The following is a 15,610-nucleotide window of genomic DNA, read 5'->3' as shown; positions in this document are numbered from 1 at the left end:
TGGCCTCGTTGCTGCTGACCGCGGGGGCCATGCTCGGCGCCTCGCCGGCCCACGCCGCTTCGAGTGACCTGTGCGCCGAGGTCGGCTACAACGCGGGCTTCCGCGGCGACGGCCTGGTGACCGCCATCGCCGTCGCGCTCGCGGAGTCCGGCTGCGATCCGTCGGTGACCAACACCCAGAACAACACGCCCCCGTCCCGGGACCGCGGCCTGTGGCAGATCAACGACTACTGGCACCCCGAGGTCAACGACGCCTGCGCCTACAACGCCCAGTGCAACGCCAATGCCGCCTTCGCGATCTCCTCCGGCGGAACGGACTGGCAGCCCTGGTCCACCTACAACGCGGGCCTGCACTGGAGGCACATGGATGCGGCGCGGGCCGCGGTGGACCGGCTCGGCCACCACGAGCCCGGCCCCGGACCACTGGTGTATCCGGCGGAGTCGGGCCGGGTGGTGTCGGCGCGGGGCGCGGACGGACGCCTGGAGGTCTTCGCGGCCGGGCCCGACGGCGTCCACCACGCCTGGCAGACCAGCGTCAACGGAGGCTGGTCCGACTGGGAATCCCTCGGCGGCCCCGGCGGCGCGGAACTGGCGATCGGCCCGAACCAGGACGGACGCCTCGAACTCTTCGCCCTCAACGGCAACGTCTTCCAGCACCTCTACCAGCTCTCACCCTCGGGTAAATGGTCGGGCTGGGAGAACTTCGGCACCGGCGGCAAGGACATCGCCGTCGGCGCCAACGGCGACGGACGCCTCGAAGTCTTCGCCTCCGGACCCGTCGGAATCTTCCACAAGTACCAGACCGCCCCCAACGGCGGCTGGTCCGACTGGGAACCCACCGGCGGCGGCCCCGCCAACAGCCGGATCGAAATGGAGAAGTCCCCCGACGGACGCCTCGAAGTCTTCGCCCTCAACAACGACACCTTCCAGCACCTCTTCCAGACAGCGGTCAACGGCACCTGGTCACCCTGGGAGAACTTCGGCGGCGGAGGCCGCGACCTGACCCTCGACCACAACCAGGACGGACGCCTCGAAGTCTTCGCCTCCGGACCCACGGGCGTCTTCCACAAGTACCAGACCAATGCCACCAGCTGGTCCGCATGGGAACCCACCGGCGGCCCCGCCGACTCCCAGCTCACCAGCCAGCGCACCGCCGACGGCCGGGTCGAAGTCTTCGCGATCAACAACAACACGGCCCAGCACATCTGGCAGAACGGAGTCAACGCCCCCTACGGCCCATGGGAGAACTTCGGCACCGGCGGCACAGAAATCACCGCCACCGCCAACGCCGACGGCCGCATCGAAGTCTTCGGCACCAACAACACCGGCACCTACCACAAATGGCAGACCGGCTTCACAACCTGGTCCGACTGGGCCTGGCTCAACACCACCTCCGGCCCACCCGTCAACTGACCCGCCCGGGTCTCCTCCGAAGAGGCGTCATGCATCCGATCAGCAGGCGGCACCTGCTGCGTACGGCCGGAGCGGGAGCGCTCGCGCTCCCGCTCCTGGGCCGTGGCGCCGCCTTCGCCGCCCCCCTCCCGCCCCACCAGTGGATCGGCTCCGGCCCGTTCGCCCCCGTGTACGACCCGTCCGTCCCCGGCCGGCGCCGCTACCTCAACGACCACACCCTGATCCGGACGAACGGCAGCTGGCACCTGTTCTCCATCGTCGGCGACAGCGCCGCGCCCGGCGAGGCCCCGGACAGCGCCGCCGAGGCCGCCTTCGCGCACGCCTCCGCCCCCGGCCTGCACGGTCCCTGGACCACCCATGCCGACGCGCTGACCGTTGATCCGGCGTACCACGGTGAGGAACACCTCTGGGCGCCGCACGTCATCGAGGCGAACGGCACCTACTGGATGTTCTACGCCGCGGGCGGCCGCGACGGGGCCGCGATCAACCTGGCCACCTCCACCGACCTGTTCACCTGGACCCGGCTTCCGTCCGGTCCCCTGTTCCGGGGCCCCGCGGCGCGCGACCCCATGGTGGCGCGGATCGGCACCGAGTGGGTCATGTACTACACCGAGCAGTCCGCCGTCGACGGGCGCCACCTCGTCTGCCACCGCCGCTCCACCGACCTGCTGAACTGGAGCGCGCCCGGTATCGCGTTCGCCGACGAGAGCACCACCGCCGACGGCGTGTCCGTCACCGAGTCGCCGTACGTCGTCGAACGGGAGGGCTGGTACTACCTGTTCATCGGGCCGCGCGGTGGCTATCAGGGCACCGACGTGCTCGCCTCCCGCGATCCCTTCCGCTTCGCCCTCGACGGGTACGCGGGCCACCTGCCGGGTCACGCGGTCGAACCGGTCACCGACGGACAGGACTGGTACGCGAGCGCCGCCGGCTGGTTCTGCCGCGGGCTCTCGCTGGCGCCCCTGCACTGGCAGGACACCCCACCCGTGTGGCAGAGCCCGGACAACCCGGTCGCCGCCCTGGACGTCCACGACCGCCTGACCGTGTTCGCGCTCGACGCCGTGGACCGCTCGATGCTGCGGCGGGTCCAGCTCGACCCGGACACCGACACCTGGTCGGAATGGGAGCCGTTCGGCGGCCCGGCGGGCGCCGTCCCCACGCTCGGCCGCAACACCAGCGGCCGTCTGGAGGTGTTCTCGCTCGCCCCTGGCGGTGTCCATCTGCGTCACAGGGTCCAGCGGCCGGACGGCAGCTGGTACGACTGGGAGGAGTTCGGCGGCCCGGCCGGCGCCGCGCCCGCCGTCGTCCGCAACGCCGACGGCCGCCTGGAGGTCTTCGCGACGAGCCCCGGCGGCGCCCTCGTCACGCGCCGCCGCCAGTGGTCGCCCGGCTCGCTGACCTGGGATCCGTGGGACGCGGGCTTCGGCGGCCCGGTCGGCGCACCGCCGGTCGTCGGGGTCAACGCGGACGGGCGCCTCGAGGTCTTCGCTCTCGCGCCCGGCGGTGCCGCGCTCCTGCACCGCTGGCAGGGGACGCCGAGCGGCAGCTGGGCCCCGTGGAACCGTTTCGGCACCCCGGCCGGCGCGGCCCCGCGCGTGACCCGCGACGGCAGCGGGCGGCTCACCGTCTCCGTGATCGCTCCCTCCGGCGTGGCCGCCTTCCACCGGCGCCAGTCGGTCCCGAGCGGCGGGTGGGACGACTGGCAGCCGCTGTTCGGCTGGTCGACGGCGGCCCCGCTGCTCGTCCCCAGCGCCGACGGCCGACTGGAGGGCTTCACGCTCGCCCCCGGCGGCGAGCGGCTCGACCACCGCTGGCAGCTCGCGCCGGGCGGCACCTGGAGCGCCGGGGAGGACTTCACCGAGCCCGGCGTCGTGCTCGCCGCCAGCCCGTCAGCCGCGGCCGACGCCACCGGCCGTCTCCACCTGTTCGCGGTCACCGCCGACGGGCGGGTGCGCACCCGCGTCCAGGAACAGCCCAGCGGCGCCTGGCGGCCCTGGACGGCGTTCGGCGGGCGCGCCGTCGCGGCCGTCTTCTCCGGCGCCCGGGCCCGGCCCTGACCACTCCCCGCCGTCCGTTCTCCGCCGTTCGTCTCCCGTCCCTGCCCCGGTCTCGCCGAAGCGAAGGAGAGCCGTCCACCCTGACCCAGCGTCATCCGAGACCCCGCCACGGCGCGGCACCCGCCCGCCACCAGGCGCGAGGGGAGCATGAGAGATCGTCGCGGGCAGACCGGCGCCTGCCGCCCCGCTGATCCGGCTCCGCCTCCGTCCCCGGCTCCCGCGGAGTGGCCCGGGCAACTTCGTGAATCACCGCGCACACAGGGGTAACGTTCGACCGTTGAGCAACGGTGGTCGGCGCGCGGGATGGGGAAGACAATGGGTGGAATTGTCGTGCACCTGCCGGAAGGGGACGGCGGCGGTGCGGTGACCCTGCGGCTCGGCCCCGGGGAGCGTGTCCGGTTCGGCCGCGGATCGGCGCACACACCGGTCGAACTCCGCCTCGCCGACGAGGCGGTGTCCCGGCTGGCCGGGGAGATCCGCGCCACGGACGACCACTGGCAGCTCAGCAATCTCAGCACCACCCACGGCTACCTGGTGGAGAACCCGGAGGGCGCGGGCGAGTACCTGCGCGTCCCGCCGCGCCGGGTCGGAGCGCCCATCCCGTTCGAGCTCTCCCGGGTGGTGCTGCCGTCCCGCAGCGACACCCCGGTTCTCTTCCAGGTGTTCGCGCCCGACCACGTCTACCTGGACCCGCAGGCGATCGGCGACGGATCGTGGGAGAGCCGTACCCTCACGGCCTACTCCCTGAACGAGACCGCCACCTACTTCCTGGTTCTGGTCGCGCTCTGCGAGCCCTGGCTGCGTGATCGTTCGCCGGTCGCCGTGCCGACCACGCCGGAGGTCGTCGAGCGGCTCCGGGGCCATGCCGGCTGCGCCAGGCTGACGGCCCGCGCGGTCAGTGCGCACATCGACTACCTCGCCGACGAGAAGCTGCGGATCGGCGCTCCCTCCGCCACGGACGGGGCGGCCCGCGCCGACCGCCGCAACGGCAAGCGCGAGGCCGTCGTCGGGATCGCGCTGAAGTTCGGGCTCGCACGGGAGGAGCACCTCGCCCTCCTGCCGCCGCGCGCCGAGCCGGCCAAGCGCGACCGGTAGGGCGGAGCGGTGACGGTGCACGACCGGCCTGCGCCGGGGAACAGTGGCGGACCGGAACTCCTGCCGCAGGGCCACCGGATCGGCCCCTGGGTCGTCGGCGAGCCGATCGGTGCGGGCGGCTGGGCCACCGTCTACGCCGGACGCGCGGCGGACCGGACGACGGACCGCGCCACCGACGGGCCTGCGGACGAGGCAGACCCTGCGGCCGACCGGCCGACGCACCCGGCGGACGGGGACGAGGTCGCGCTCAAGGTCATGCCGACCGCCGGACTCGCGCCCCGACAGGCCCGCAGCGTGGCCGAGGCCGCCCGCCGGGAGATCGATCTCAGCCGCAGGGCCGGCCATCCCCGGCTCGTCCGGCTCCTCGACTCCCTGGTCCTCAGCGCTCCCGACCAGCCGTCCTTCGACCACGCGATCGTCCTCGTCATGGAGCGGGCCCGGTGCAGCCTGCGCGAGCTGCTCGCCACCGGCATCACCGAGGACGAGGGCACCCGGCTCGTCACCGGCATCGTGGAGGGCCTCGCCCATCTGCACCGCAGCGGCTGGGTGCACACCGACCTCAAGCCCGAGAACATCCTCATCGGGCGGGACGGCAAGGTACGGCTCTCGGACTTCGGCCTCGCCATCGAACTGACCGGCACCCACGGCTGGTCCGGCCCGATGGGCACCCTCGACTACCTCCCGCCCGAGCGGTGGCGGGAGCCCCTCGCGGAGCGCGGCGTCCAAGTGCGGACCAGTGCCGACATCTGGGCGTTCGGCGTCATCGTCCACGAGGTGTTCGCGCACGGCGCCTTGCCGTTCCCCGGCGCCACGCCGACGGCGCGCAGGGCCGCCGTGCAGGAGTACGCCGCAGGCGGGGCGCCCCTGCGGATGGACAGCGCCGTCCCCGCCTTCTGGCGCGCCCTCGCCGCCGACTGCCTGGCCCCCAGCCACACAGCCCGCGCCCCGCACACCGCCGAACACCTCCTCGAACGCGTCCGGGCCCACGAGGCCGGTCTCCCGACTCGCCGCCCCGGCCCCCGTATCCGTCTCCGCGACCGCCTCCGCGACCGCTCCGGTGCCCGCCTTCGGGCGCGCGCCCTCGTGCTCGCCCTCACCGGGTGCGCGGCCGCCGCCGCGCTCTGGGCCTACGCGGTGAGGAAAGAAACCGGCCAGGATCCCGCGGCCTTCCATGACCTCCCCGAAAACCCCGCCCGGGTCCGGGTGTTCAATGCCGAGCGGGACTGCCAGGACCGCCGCGACCGCGACCTCCGCTGCAGTCTGGGCCTCGCGATCGACCCGCGGCGGCCCTACACCACCGAGAACGTCGTGGACACCCGGGTGTGGCACGGCGACATCCTGACGGCGGAATGCCGACTGGCCTCCGGGCTGCCGATCCTCGACGAAGAAGACCGCCGGTCCACAGTCTGGTTCCGGATCCGCGTCCCCGGCACGAAGGTCTTGGCCACGGCCTGGCTGCCCGCCGTCCGTACGAAGGACCACCCGGCTCTCCCCGACTGCGGCCCGCCGCAGTCCAGCGAACCGCGCGCGGCCGGGCGGCACTCCCCCAGGGGGCAGCGGGGCAGGCCCTCCGAAGCCGCGCACAGCACGGCGGGCTCTTCCCGGACGACGCACACAGACGCCTTGTCACTGACCGCCCCACAGACCTACGCCGCCGCACGTGCCCGGCACGTAACCATGCGGTTCCGCGCAACACCTGGCGCGCATCGCCCCTGACGGACGAGTTCGGGCGGCATCGGTCACCAAGGACCTGTCCCGCCTGGGCAGTTCGGACGACCACATCGATCGGACGGCACCCCGCCCCCTCTCCAGGGGCCGCTCACACCCATTCCCCGCAGGCGCACGCTCTGCTCGCCGGTATCGCGGAACCGACCGCCGCAAGCGTGTTCGCCGCCGTGGCCGAACGGGCCGGGGCCGCCATCGCCGGGCACCGCATCGCCACGGCCCCCTCGCTATCCGACTGTCGAACGAGGAACACACCATGAGCCGTGAGAGAACCCGTTCCCGCTCCAGCCGCACCACCGGCACGGCGACCGGCCGTGGCAACCGGGCGGGACTGCGCCTGCTGGCCGGGGTCGCCGTCGCCGCCACGGTCCGCGCGGGCCTGCCGGCGGCACGGTACGCGGCGGGCCTGCCGGCGGCAACCGGCCTCCACGGCCGCACCGGAACCCGTCGTCTCCCGCGGGGCCACCATCCCCGCCTTCTCCACCCTCCAGCCGAACTTCCCTCCGCCAACGCCGTGTTGATCCACACCGAGGGAGGCACTGCCGCCCGGTCTGAGCATCCCCGGCCCGGACGGCCGCCCGACGCCGGACACCGCGACCCGCCTGATGCACAAGTCCACCAACTCGCCCGGACAGCCGGTGGGCCTGATCAGTGCCTACATCGAGCCACCGACCGCCCGCACGCCTACGCCAACCGCCTCGACCAGGCACACGCCCTGCTGGACGCCGCCCGTGCCGCACCCCGGCGCCCCTCGGTCACCGCACCGTCCCGCACCGGCCTGAACGGCTACAGCCAGGGCGGCGGCGCCAGCGCCGCCACCGCGGAACTCCAGCCCCCTACGCACCCGACGTGTCCGCTCTCCGGAACCTACGTCGGCGCACCCCCGGCGGACCGGCCGCCTTGACCGTGGATGCAGCGGGAGACGAAGCACGATGGGTGTCCGCACAGCAGAAAAGCCGCCCTCCCAGCCCGGATGTCATGCCGGTGGGGAGGGCGGCTTTCCACTACTGACGGCACGTCAGCAAACAAGCCAGGCGTGCGTCAAACGTGTGTCACGTGTGTCAGATATGCGTCAGGATATCGCCCGTAACGCACGTAGCGCCTATCCCGCGCACTCAACAAACCCGCAGGTCAGGCACCCTTGTCCGCAGGCTCCAGAATCGCCACGCACTCCACGTGGTGGGTCATCGGGAACAGGTCGAACGCCCGCAGCGTCCGCACCCGGTATCCGCCGTCGCGGAAGTACGCCAGGTCGCGGGCGAGGGCGGCCGGGTCGCAGGCGACGTAGGCGATGCGGCGGGCTCCGAGGGTGGCGAGGTGCTTGACCGTGGCCTTGCCGGCGCCCGCGCGGGGCGGGTCCAGAACGATCAGGTCGCATTCGGTGATGCCGGTGCGCGGGAGGACCTGGTCGACCTTGCCGTGTTCGATGCGGACCCGGTCCAGGTCCTTCAGGTTGTGGCGGGCGTCCTCCACCGCGCGCTTGCCGGACTCGATGCCGAGGACGGCGCCCTTCTCCCCGATGCGCTGGCCGATGGCACCGGCGAACAGGCCGACGCCGCAGTAGAGGTCGAGGGCCGTGTCGTTCTTGCGGGGCAGCAGGCCCTGCATGACCGCGCGCACCAGGGTGTTGGCGGCCTGCGGGTGGACCTGCCAGAAGCCGCCGGAGCCGACCCGGTAGGTCCGGTCGTCGGCGCGCTCACGGACGAAGGCGCGGCCGTGCACACGGTGGACGCCGCCGTCGCGTTCGTCGACGCGCATCACGGAGACCGGCTTGTCCAGCTCGACGAGCGGGAGCCGGGCCCCCGGACGCGGGGTGAGGATGACCTGGCGGTCATGGGAGCCGGTGGCGGCGATGGCCTCCACCGAGGCCATGCCGGGCCACTCCCGCTTCTCGATGCCCAGCTCCGTGACCCCGGGCGCCGCGATCAGGCAGCGCTCGACGGGCTCCACGTCGTGCGAGCGGTGCCTGCGCAGGCCGACCCGGCCCTCCTCGTCGATGGCGTACTGGACCCGGGTGCGCCAGGCGGGCACCTCGCCCGCCGGGAGCTTGTCGCCCTCGGCCGGCATGACCGTGCCGTCCCAGCCCGCCTCCTCCGGGGTGAGGCCCGCGAGGCGCTGGAGCTGTTCGGCGATGACCTCGCCCTTGAGGCGGCGCTGCGCGCCCGGCTTGGCGTGCTGCCAGTCGCAGCCGCCGCACTTGCCGGGTCCGGCATAGGGGCACGGCGCCTCGACGCGGTCCTTGGACGCCTCGATGATCCGTACCGCGTCGGCGCGCAGGAAGCGGGAGTCGCTGTCGCCGTCGGTGACACGCGCGACGACCTTCTCGCCGGGGAGCGTGTGCCGTACGAAGAGGACCTGGCCCTCGCCGGTACGGGCGATGCAGTGGCCGCCGTGTGCGACGGGGCCGACCTCGACCTCGTACTCCTCCCCGACCAGCGACGACGTGGGTTCGTTCTGCATGAGGGGGTGGCTCCAGAGATCAAGGGGAAAACGGCCGGACAACAACCCACGAGTCTACGTGGGTGTCGTCCGGCCGTTCACCACGAGCGGGCGGGCGGGGGTGGGCGGGGCAGGTCAGCCCTTGCCGCTGGGTTCCTTGGGCCTGCGCTCCACGGGGCCGCGGCGCACCGAGCCCGGCGCGTTCCATTCGGCGCGCTTCCTGGCCCGCTTCTTCGCGGCCTCGGAGGACTCCAGCTGGTACGGCACCGAGGTCACCATGACGCCCGGGGTGAACAGCAGACGGCCCTTGAGGCGCAGCGCGCTCTGGTTGTGCAGCAGGTGCTCGTACCAGTGGCCGACCACGTACTCCGGGATGTACACGCTCACCACGTCGCGCGGGCTCTCCCGGCGCAGGCCCTTCACGTAGTCGATGACCGGCCGGGTCACCTCACGGTACGGGGAGTCGAGGATCTTCAGCGGGATGTCGATGCCGCGCCGCTCCCAGTCGTCCTTGAGCGCCTTGGTCTCAGCCGGGTCGACGCTGATGGACAACGCCTCCAGCCGGTCGGAGCGGATCAGCTTGGCGTAGGCGAGGGCGCGCAGGGTGGGCCGGTGAAGCTTGGAGACCAGGACGATCGAATGGACCCGGGAGGGCCTTATCGTCTCGTCGGACGGGGTCTCGTCGGCGGCGATCTCCTCGGCGACCCGGTCGTAGTGGCGGCGGATCGCGGTCATCGTGCCGTAGAAGATGACCATGCCGAGGAGGGCCACCCAGGCGCCGTGGGTGAACTTGGTCGCGAGCACGACGACCAGCACCAGGCCGGTGAAGAAGGCCCCGAAGGTGTTGATCGCGCGGGAGCGCTTCATGCGGCGGCGCTTGGCCGGGTCCTTCTCCGTCTTCAGGTGACGGTTCCAGTGCCGGACCATGCCGGTCTGGCTGAGCGTGAAGGAGACGAAGACGCCGACGATGTAGAGCTGGATCAGGCGGGTGGAGTCCGCCCCGTAGACCCAGGTCAGCAGGATCGCCGCGCCCGCCAGCAGCACGATGCCGTTGGAGAAGGCGAGCCGGTCACCGCGGGTGTGGAGCTGACGGGGCAGGTAGCGGTCCTGCGCGAGGATCGAGCCGAGCAGCGGGAAGCCGTTGTACGCGGTGTTCGCGGCGAGGAAGAGAACGAGCGCGGTGGCGGCGGCGAGGAGGACGAAGAGGAGGCTGCCCTTGCCGAAGACGGCAGCCGCGACCTGTGAGATCACCGGGTCCTGAACGAAGGAGGAGCCGACCGGGATGCCGTGGTTGATCAGGTCCCGGGCCGGGTTCTCGGCCATTTTCACATCGGTGGCCATGGCCAGGGTGATGATGCCGCAGAACATGGTGACGGCCAGCAGGCCCATCATCGCGAGCGTGGTCGCGGCGTTCTTGCTCTTCGGCTTGCGGAACGCGGGTACGCCGTTGCTGATCGCCTCGACGCCGGTGAGGGCGGCACATCCGGAGGAGAAGGCCCGCAGCAGCAGGAAGACGAGCGCGAATCCGGCGAGCCCCTGGTGTTCCGCCTTGATCTCGAAGCCGGCGGTCGGCGCGCTCATGGTGTCGCCGAGAACCAGTCCCCGGAACGCACCCCAAGCGATCATGATGAACACACCGGCCACGAAAAGATACGTGGGGATGGCGAAGAGTTTTCCGGATTCCTTGACGCCACGCAGATTCATCAGCGTCAGAAGCACGATGGCGACGGTCGCGCACACCGTCTTGTGTTCGACGACGAACGGGATCGCGGAGCCGAGGTTCTCCACACCGGAGGCGATCGACACCGCGACGGTCAGCACGTAGTCGACCAGCAGCGCACTGGCCACGGTCAGTCCGGCCCTGGGGCCGAGGTTGGTGGTGGCGACCTCGTAGTCACCGCCACCGCTCGGATAGGCATGCACGTTCTGCCGGTACGAAGCGACGACCGTGAACATCAGCACCGCGACCGCGAGCGCGATCCAGGGGCTGAAGTGGTAGGCCGACACGCCCGCGACGGAGAGCACCAGGAGAACTTCTCCTGGTGCGTACGCCACCGAGGACAGCGGGTCGGATGCGAAGACGGGAAGTGCGATGCGCTTGGGAAGGAGCGTTTCTCCCAGCTTGTCGCTGCGCAACGCCCGCCCGATCAGAATCCGTTTGGGCACGTCGGTCAGTTTGGACACGCAGAGGATCGTAAGCGCTTCGTCCGGAGGGTTCGGACGCATCACCGCCACGGCCCCGCAATCTCCTGCACTCGGCCGAAAAAACCACGAAATCCTTAACGAAATCCTTGCGCTTCCACCGGCCCGAGGCGGGTCTTTCGAGGATCCCTTCGAAGATCCCTTCGTCGACCCCCTCGGGGGCTCTCCCGGGACTCTCCCGGGGGTTGTCTCAGGAGTCCGAGAAAAGGGCGCTGTATCCGTTGAGCGCGGGCTGTCCGCCGAGATGCGCGTAGAGAACGGCGGAATCGCGGGCGATCTCGCCGCGTTCCACGAGGTCGATCATTCCCGCCATCGACTTCCCCTCGTACACGGGGTCGGTGACCATGCCCTCGGTGCGGGCGGCGAGCCGCATCGCGTCGAGGGTGGTGTCGTCGGGGAGGCCGTAGGTGCCCGCGTGGTACCGCTCGTCCAGCTCGACGTCGTCCACGGTGAGCTCCCGGCGCACCCCGATGAGCCGTGCGGTGCCCGCCGCGATCCGGGCGATCTGCTCGCGGGTGCGGGCGGGCTCGGCGGAGGCGTCGATTCCGAGCACCCGGCGGGGGCGGGCGCCCGCCTCCTCCAGCGCGGCGAAGCCCGCGACCATGCCCGCCTGGGTGGAGCCGGTCACCGAACAGACCACCACGGTGTCGAAGAACACGCCGAGCGCGCGTTCCTGTTCGGCGACCTCGTACGCCCAGCCCGCGAAGCCGAGCCCGCCCAGCGGGTGGTCGGAGGCACCCGCCGGGATGGCGTACGGCTTGCCGCCGCGCTCCTCCACCTCGCGCAGTGCCTGCTCCCAGCTCTCCTTGACGCCGATGCCGAATCCGGCGCGCACCAGCCGCACGTCGGCGCCCGCCAGTCGGCTGATCAGGATGTTGCCGACCTTGTCGTAGACGGCGTCGGGCCACTCGACCCAGCTCTCCTGGATGAGTACACAGGCGAGACCTGCGCGGGCGGCGACCGCCGCGACCTGGCGGGTGTGGTTGGACTGGACGCCGCCGATGGACACCAGCGTGTCGCAGCCCTGCGCGAGGGCGTCGGCGACCAGGTATTCGAGCTTGCGGGTCTTGTTGCCGCCGTAGGCGATGCCGGAGTTGCAGTCCTCCCGCTTGGCCCAGACCTCGGCGCCGCCGAGGTGCTCGGTCAGGCGGTCGAGCCGGTGCACCGGGGACGGACCGAAGAGCAGGGGGTAGCGCGCGTGTCCGGGGAGGGACGGCACGGCGGACGGGTACGGGGAGGAAGCGGAAGGCTGCGGAGAGGACGGCGAGGTGGGCGTTGCGGCGGTCACGAGGGCTCCCTGGCTGGTGCGGATAGGGGGTGTTGCTCTGCTGCCTGACTCGGGGGATAGGGCTGCCTGGCTCGGAGGACACAGAGGTACGGCGGGGGCGGGACGGGGCATCGCCACGCCTGCGCGCCGGGCACGTCCGGATGGCGCGCCGGACGTGCCCGGCTACGTGCCCGGCTACGTGCCGGACTCGTTCGGCTGCGCGCGCGGCGTGCCCCGCCGCACGTGCGGATCGACCGGCTGACTACGCACACGGACCGACCGGCTACGCGTGTGGCCCGTCCGGCTACGCGTGTGGATCGTCCGGTTCGTCGGCGAGTTCTTCGAGTGCCTGCCAGATCTCGGCGGTGATCCGGGCCGCCGCCTCGGCGTCGCGGGCCGCGCACGCCTCGATCAGCCGCTCGTGCAGCTCCGCGGAGCCGTGCGCGGTTCCGGCCGTGCCGAACCGCCGCCACTCCAGACGCCGGATCAGGGGGGTGTAGCGCTCGATGGTGGCGGTCACCGCGCGGTTGTCGCAGGCGGCGACCAGGACGTCGTGGATCAGGTCGTCGTGGTGCAGCGCGGCCGCCACGTCACCGCGGTCGACGGCGGCCCGGAAGTGGCGGTTGGCCGTACGCATCACGGTGAGGTCCGCGTCGACGAGGTGGGGCACCGCGGTCCGGGCGGCCAGCTCCTGCATGGCGCGTACGACGGCGGCCGCGTCCCGGACGTCGCGCGGCACCAGCCGGGTCACCCGGGTGTAGCTCTGTGGCTTGGATTCGACGAGCCCTTCCGCGGAGAGCCGGGCGAGGGCGTCGCGGACCGGGGCCCGGGAGAGCCCGAGCCGTTCGGCGAGATCGGCGTCGCGGACGGGGGCGCCGGGCGGGAGGTCGCCGCGGACGATGGCGTCGCGGATCGCCTCGTAGGCGGTGTCCCGCAGCAGCGTCCGCCGGACGGGTCGCAAGGTCTCCATGAACTGACATGTTAGATGTCTGTTGGCTCGGTACTCAAGAGCCGGCCCCGGGGGAATCTTCTGCCGGCTCCGGACCGCCGCCCGCCGGCCGGGGCGCGTCGAAAGCCCACTCGGATGAGGCCTCGCATCCCGGTCCGCATAAGCTCATCCTGGGCAACGGGACACACCGTTGCCCCGTTGTTTGCCCGGCAAGCTGAGAAAGAAGTGTGAGCAGGGTGTTTTCGCAGGTCAGCCGGACGATCAGGACTGCGAGGTAGGCGCAAGGTGCACATCGTCATCATGGGCTGCGGGCGAGTGGGGGCCGCTCTCGCGCAGACCCTGGAGCAGCAGGGGCACACGGTCGCCGTCGTCGATCAGGACCCCACGGCGTTCCGCCGCCTCGGGTCCGGCTTCGGCGGGCGGCGCGTCACGGGGGTCGGCTTCGACCAGGACACCCTCCGCGAGGCGGGCGTCGAGGAGGCCGGTGCCTTCGCCGCGGTGAGCAGCGGCGACAACTCCAACATCATCGCCGCACGGGTGGCCCGCGAGATGTTCGGCATCGAGAATGTCGCGGCGCGGATCTACGACCCCCGCCGCGCCGAGGTCTACCAGCGGCTCGGGATTCCCACGGTCGCCACGGTGCGCTGGACGGCGGACCAGATGCTGCGGCGGCTGCTGCCCTCGGGCGCCGAGCCGCTGTGGCGCGATCCGAGCGGTGGGGTGCAGCTCGCGGAGGTGCACACCACCCCGTCCTGGATCGGGCACAAGATCAGCACGCTTCAGGAGGAGACGGGCGTCCGCGTGGCGTTCCTCACCCGGCTGGGCGAAGCCATACTGCCCACCTCGCAGACGGTGCTGCAGGAGGGTGACCTGGTCCACGTGATGATGCGTACGGACGAGGTCGAGAAGGTCGAAGCGGCCTTCGCCGAAGGGCCTGAGGAGGGCGGTCACTGATGCGTGTCGCGATTGCCGGGGCCGGTGCGGTGGGCCGTTCCATCGCGGGCGAGCTGCTGGAGAACGGGCATGAGGTGCTGCTCGTCGACAAGGCGCCGACGGCCATCTCGGTGGAGCGGGTGCCGATGGCCGAGTGGCTGCTGGCCGATGCCTGCGAGATCACCTCGCTCGACGAGGCGGCGCTCCAGCGCTGCAACGTCGTGATCGCCGCGACCGGTGACGACAAGGTGAACCTGGTCGTCTCGCTGCTCGCCAAGACCGAGTACGGCGTGCCGAGGGTCGTCGCCCGGGTCAACAACCCGAAGAACGAGTGGCTGTTCAACGAGGCCTGGGGCGTCGATGTCGCGGTCTCGACGCCGCGCCTGATGTCGGCCCTGGTCGAGGAGGCGGTGAGCGTCGGCGATCTGGTCCGGCTGCTGCGCTTCAGCCACGGTGACGCCAACCTCGTCGAGCTGACGCTGCCGCCGGAATCGGCGCTGGCGGGCACCCAGGTCGGCGAAGTGGCCTGGCCGGAGGACACCTCGCTGGTCACCATCATCCGGGGGCAGCGGGTGCTGACGCCCAGCACCGAGGAGACCCTGGAGGCCGGTGACGAGCTGCTGTTCGTGGCCGCGCAGGCGCGCGAGGAGCAGTTGGAGGACCTGCTGTCGGTGCGCCGGAGCGACACCGAGAGCTGAACCGGCCGGAACCGCGAAGGGGCCCGCGACCGTATGACACGGTCGCGGGCCCCTTCGCACGGCTCGGTGGCGGCGCTCAGAACTCCTGGTCGCGCGCCGCGGCGGCGGCCTTGCGCTCCTTCTCGGCCTGCTCCTCCGCCTCCATCTCGGCGAAGACGTCGATGGGCGGCGGCGCCTTCGCGAGGAAGACCCAGGTCAGGTAGACCGCCAGCAGGAACGGGGGGATCTTCAGGGCGACCAGGACCCAGCCGAGCTGGGTGGTGTCGGCCCACCAGTACAGCGGGAAGAGGATCGCGCACTTGGCGAGGAGGATCAGCCCCCAGGCGTAGCTGGCCTTGGCGTACGCCTTCTTGCGGCCCGGGTTACGGGTGCGCCAGGAGAGGTTCTCCTTGAACACCGGCCCCAGGATCAGGCCGATCAGCGGCATCCCGGCGAGTGTGGTGATCAGATAGGCGAGGGCCAGGCCGAGCGTGTAGAGCATGCCCGGGAGGTAGAAGTCCTTGGCGTTGCCCGTCATCATCGCGAAGACCACGCCGAAGGCCACGCCGAAGACGCCGCTGAAGGCGTGCTTGACGGTGTCCTTGCGGATCAGCCGTACGACCACCAGGACCAGGGAGACCACCAGGGCCGCGATGGCCGAGGTGTGGAGGTTCTTGTTGATCGTGAAGATGGTGACGAACAGCAGCCCGGGAACGACCGTCTCCACCATGCCCCGGACACCGCCGAACGCCTCGAAGAGCGCTGCCTCGGTGACCGCCTTCGCGTCGGCTTCCTGCTGGTCGGTGCGGGTGGTGCGGTCCGTGTCGGACGTCGGCTTGTCGAGGGACGTCACC

11 protein-coding genes and 1 pseudogene are annotated in these 15,610 nt (G+C 71.7%); 7 read left to right on the top strand and 5 right to left on the bottom strand.

Translation table 11 applies throughout. The annotated features are described in order from the left end of the window. Window positions 1–29 precede the first annotated feature (29 nt). The 5 genes and pseudogenes from ACFVWY_RS13025 to ACFVWY_RS13005 all read left to right on the top strand — a co-directional run. Complete coding sequence (locus ACFVWY_RS13025) at window positions 30–1,412, top strand: hypothetical protein (protein WP_389870930.1); 1,383 nt, start codon at window positions 30–32, stop codon at window positions 1,410–1,412. A 29-nt stretch (window positions 1,413–1,441) separates the two neighbouring features. Further along, on the top strand, window positions 1,442–3,469 hold the full coding sequence (locus ACFVWY_RS13020; protein ID WP_389870636.1) for a family 43 glycosylhydrolase: 2,028 nt from the start codon (window positions 1,442–1,444) through the stop codon (window positions 3,467–3,469). A 315-nt stretch (window positions 3,470–3,784) separates the two neighbouring features. Beyond that, window positions 3,785–4,564: a serine/threonine protein kinase gene (locus ACFVWY_RS13015; protein ID WP_389870634.1), complete on the top strand. Its 780-nt coding sequence runs from the start codon at window positions 3,785–3,787 to the stop codon at window positions 4,562–4,564. A gap of 9 nt (window positions 4,565–4,573) precedes the next feature. Beyond that, the gene (locus tag ACFVWY_RS13010) at window positions 4,574–6,280 is read left to right on the top strand and encodes a serine/threonine-protein kinase (RefSeq protein WP_389870632.1); all 1,707 of its coding nucleotides are present in this window, start codon (window positions 4,574–4,576) and stop codon (window positions 6,278–6,280) included. A gap of 265 nt (window positions 6,281–6,545) precedes the next feature. Then, window positions 6,546–7,181: pseudogene (locus tag ACFVWY_RS13005) on the top strand (lipase family protein); the annotation flags it as partial. Window positions 7,182–7,420: 239 nt separating this feature from the next. Here ACFVWY_RS13005 and ACFVWY_RS13000 read toward each other — a convergent pair. From ACFVWY_RS13000 to ACFVWY_RS12985, 4 genes are all read right to left on the bottom strand, one after another. Then, window positions 7,421–8,749, bottom strand: coding sequence for a class I SAM-dependent RNA methyltransferase (locus ACFVWY_RS13000; RefSeq protein WP_389870629.1), 1,329 nt, complete (start codon window positions 8,747–8,749; stop codon window positions 7,421–7,423). Window positions 8,750–8,863: 114 nt separating this feature from the next. After that, the gene (locus ACFVWY_RS12995) at window positions 8,864–10,912 is read right to left on the bottom strand and encodes an APC family permease (RefSeq protein WP_389870627.1); all 2,049 of its coding nucleotides are present in this window, start codon (window positions 10,910–10,912) and stop codon (window positions 8,864–8,866) included. Between the two features lie 208 nt (window positions 10,913–11,120). Next, the gene (locus ACFVWY_RS12990) at window positions 11,121–12,149 is read right to left on the bottom strand and encodes a 1-aminocyclopropane-1-carboxylate deaminase (protein WP_389870928.1); all 1,029 of its coding nucleotides are present in this window, start codon (window positions 12,147–12,149) and stop codon (window positions 11,121–11,123) included. A 352-nt stretch (window positions 12,150–12,501) separates the two neighbouring features. Further along, complete coding sequence (locus ACFVWY_RS12985; RefSeq protein WP_389870624.1) at window positions 12,502–13,167, bottom strand: GntR family transcriptional regulator; 666 nt, start codon at window positions 13,165–13,167, stop codon at window positions 12,502–12,504. A gap of 264 nt (window positions 13,168–13,431) precedes the next feature. On the opposite strand from ACFVWY_RS12985, the gene ACFVWY_RS12980 reads away from it, so the two are divergent. Next, complete coding sequence (locus ACFVWY_RS12980; RefSeq protein WP_389870622.1) at window positions 13,432–14,100, top strand: potassium channel family protein; 669 nt, start codon at window positions 13,432–13,434, stop codon at window positions 14,098–14,100. Then, window positions 14,100–14,777, top strand: a complete 678-nt coding sequence (locus tag ACFVWY_RS12975; RefSeq protein WP_389870619.1) for a potassium channel family protein — start codon at window positions 14,100–14,102, stop codon at window positions 14,775–14,777. Before ACFVWY_RS12980 ends, ACFVWY_RS12975 begins: the two co-directional genes overlap by 1 nt. 76 nt (window positions 14,778–14,853) lie before the next feature. Here the strand turns inward: ACFVWY_RS12975 and ACFVWY_RS12970 are convergent, their stop codons facing one another. After that, window positions 14,854–15,609: a DUF3159 domain-containing protein gene (locus tag ACFVWY_RS12970; RefSeq protein ID WP_389870617.1), complete on the bottom strand. Its 756-nt coding sequence runs from the start codon at window positions 15,607–15,609 to the stop codon at window positions 14,854–14,856. Window position 15,610: the final 1 nt, after the last annotated feature.

The organism is Streptomyces sp. NPDC058195, from assembly GCF_042883525.1.
In the GTDB taxonomy this organism is placed as follows: Bacteria; Actinomycetota; Actinomycetes; order Streptomycetales; family Streptomycetaceae; genus Streptomyces.
This window is presented reverse-complemented; position numbering and strand designations above follow the sequence as displayed.

Excerpts from the sequence above, each read along its gene's own strand:
- ACFVWY_RS13025 (WP_389870930.1), top strand. The coding sequence starts at position 30 with ATGCTCGGCGCCTCGCCGGCCCACGCCGCTTCGAGTGACCTGTGCGCC.
- ACFVWY_RS13020 (WP_389870636.1), top strand. The coding sequence starts at position 1,442 with ATGCATCCGATCAGCAGGCGGCACCTGCTGCGTACGGCCGGAGCGGGA.
- ACFVWY_RS13015 (WP_389870634.1), top strand. The coding sequence starts at position 3,785 with ATGGGTGGAATTGTCGTGCACCTGCCGGAAGGGGACGGCGGCGGTGCG.
- ACFVWY_RS13000 (WP_389870629.1), bottom strand. The coding sequence starts at position 8,749 with ATGCAGAACGAACCCACGTCGTCGCTGGTCGGGGAGGAGTACGAGGTC.
- ACFVWY_RS12985 (WP_389870624.1), bottom strand. The coding sequence starts at position 13,167 with ATGGAGACCTTGCGACCCGTCCGGCGGACGCTGCTGCGGGACACCGCC.
- ACFVWY_RS12975 (WP_389870619.1), top strand. The coding sequence starts at position 14,100 with ATGCGTGTCGCGATTGCCGGGGCCGGTGCGGTGGGCCGTTCCATCGCG.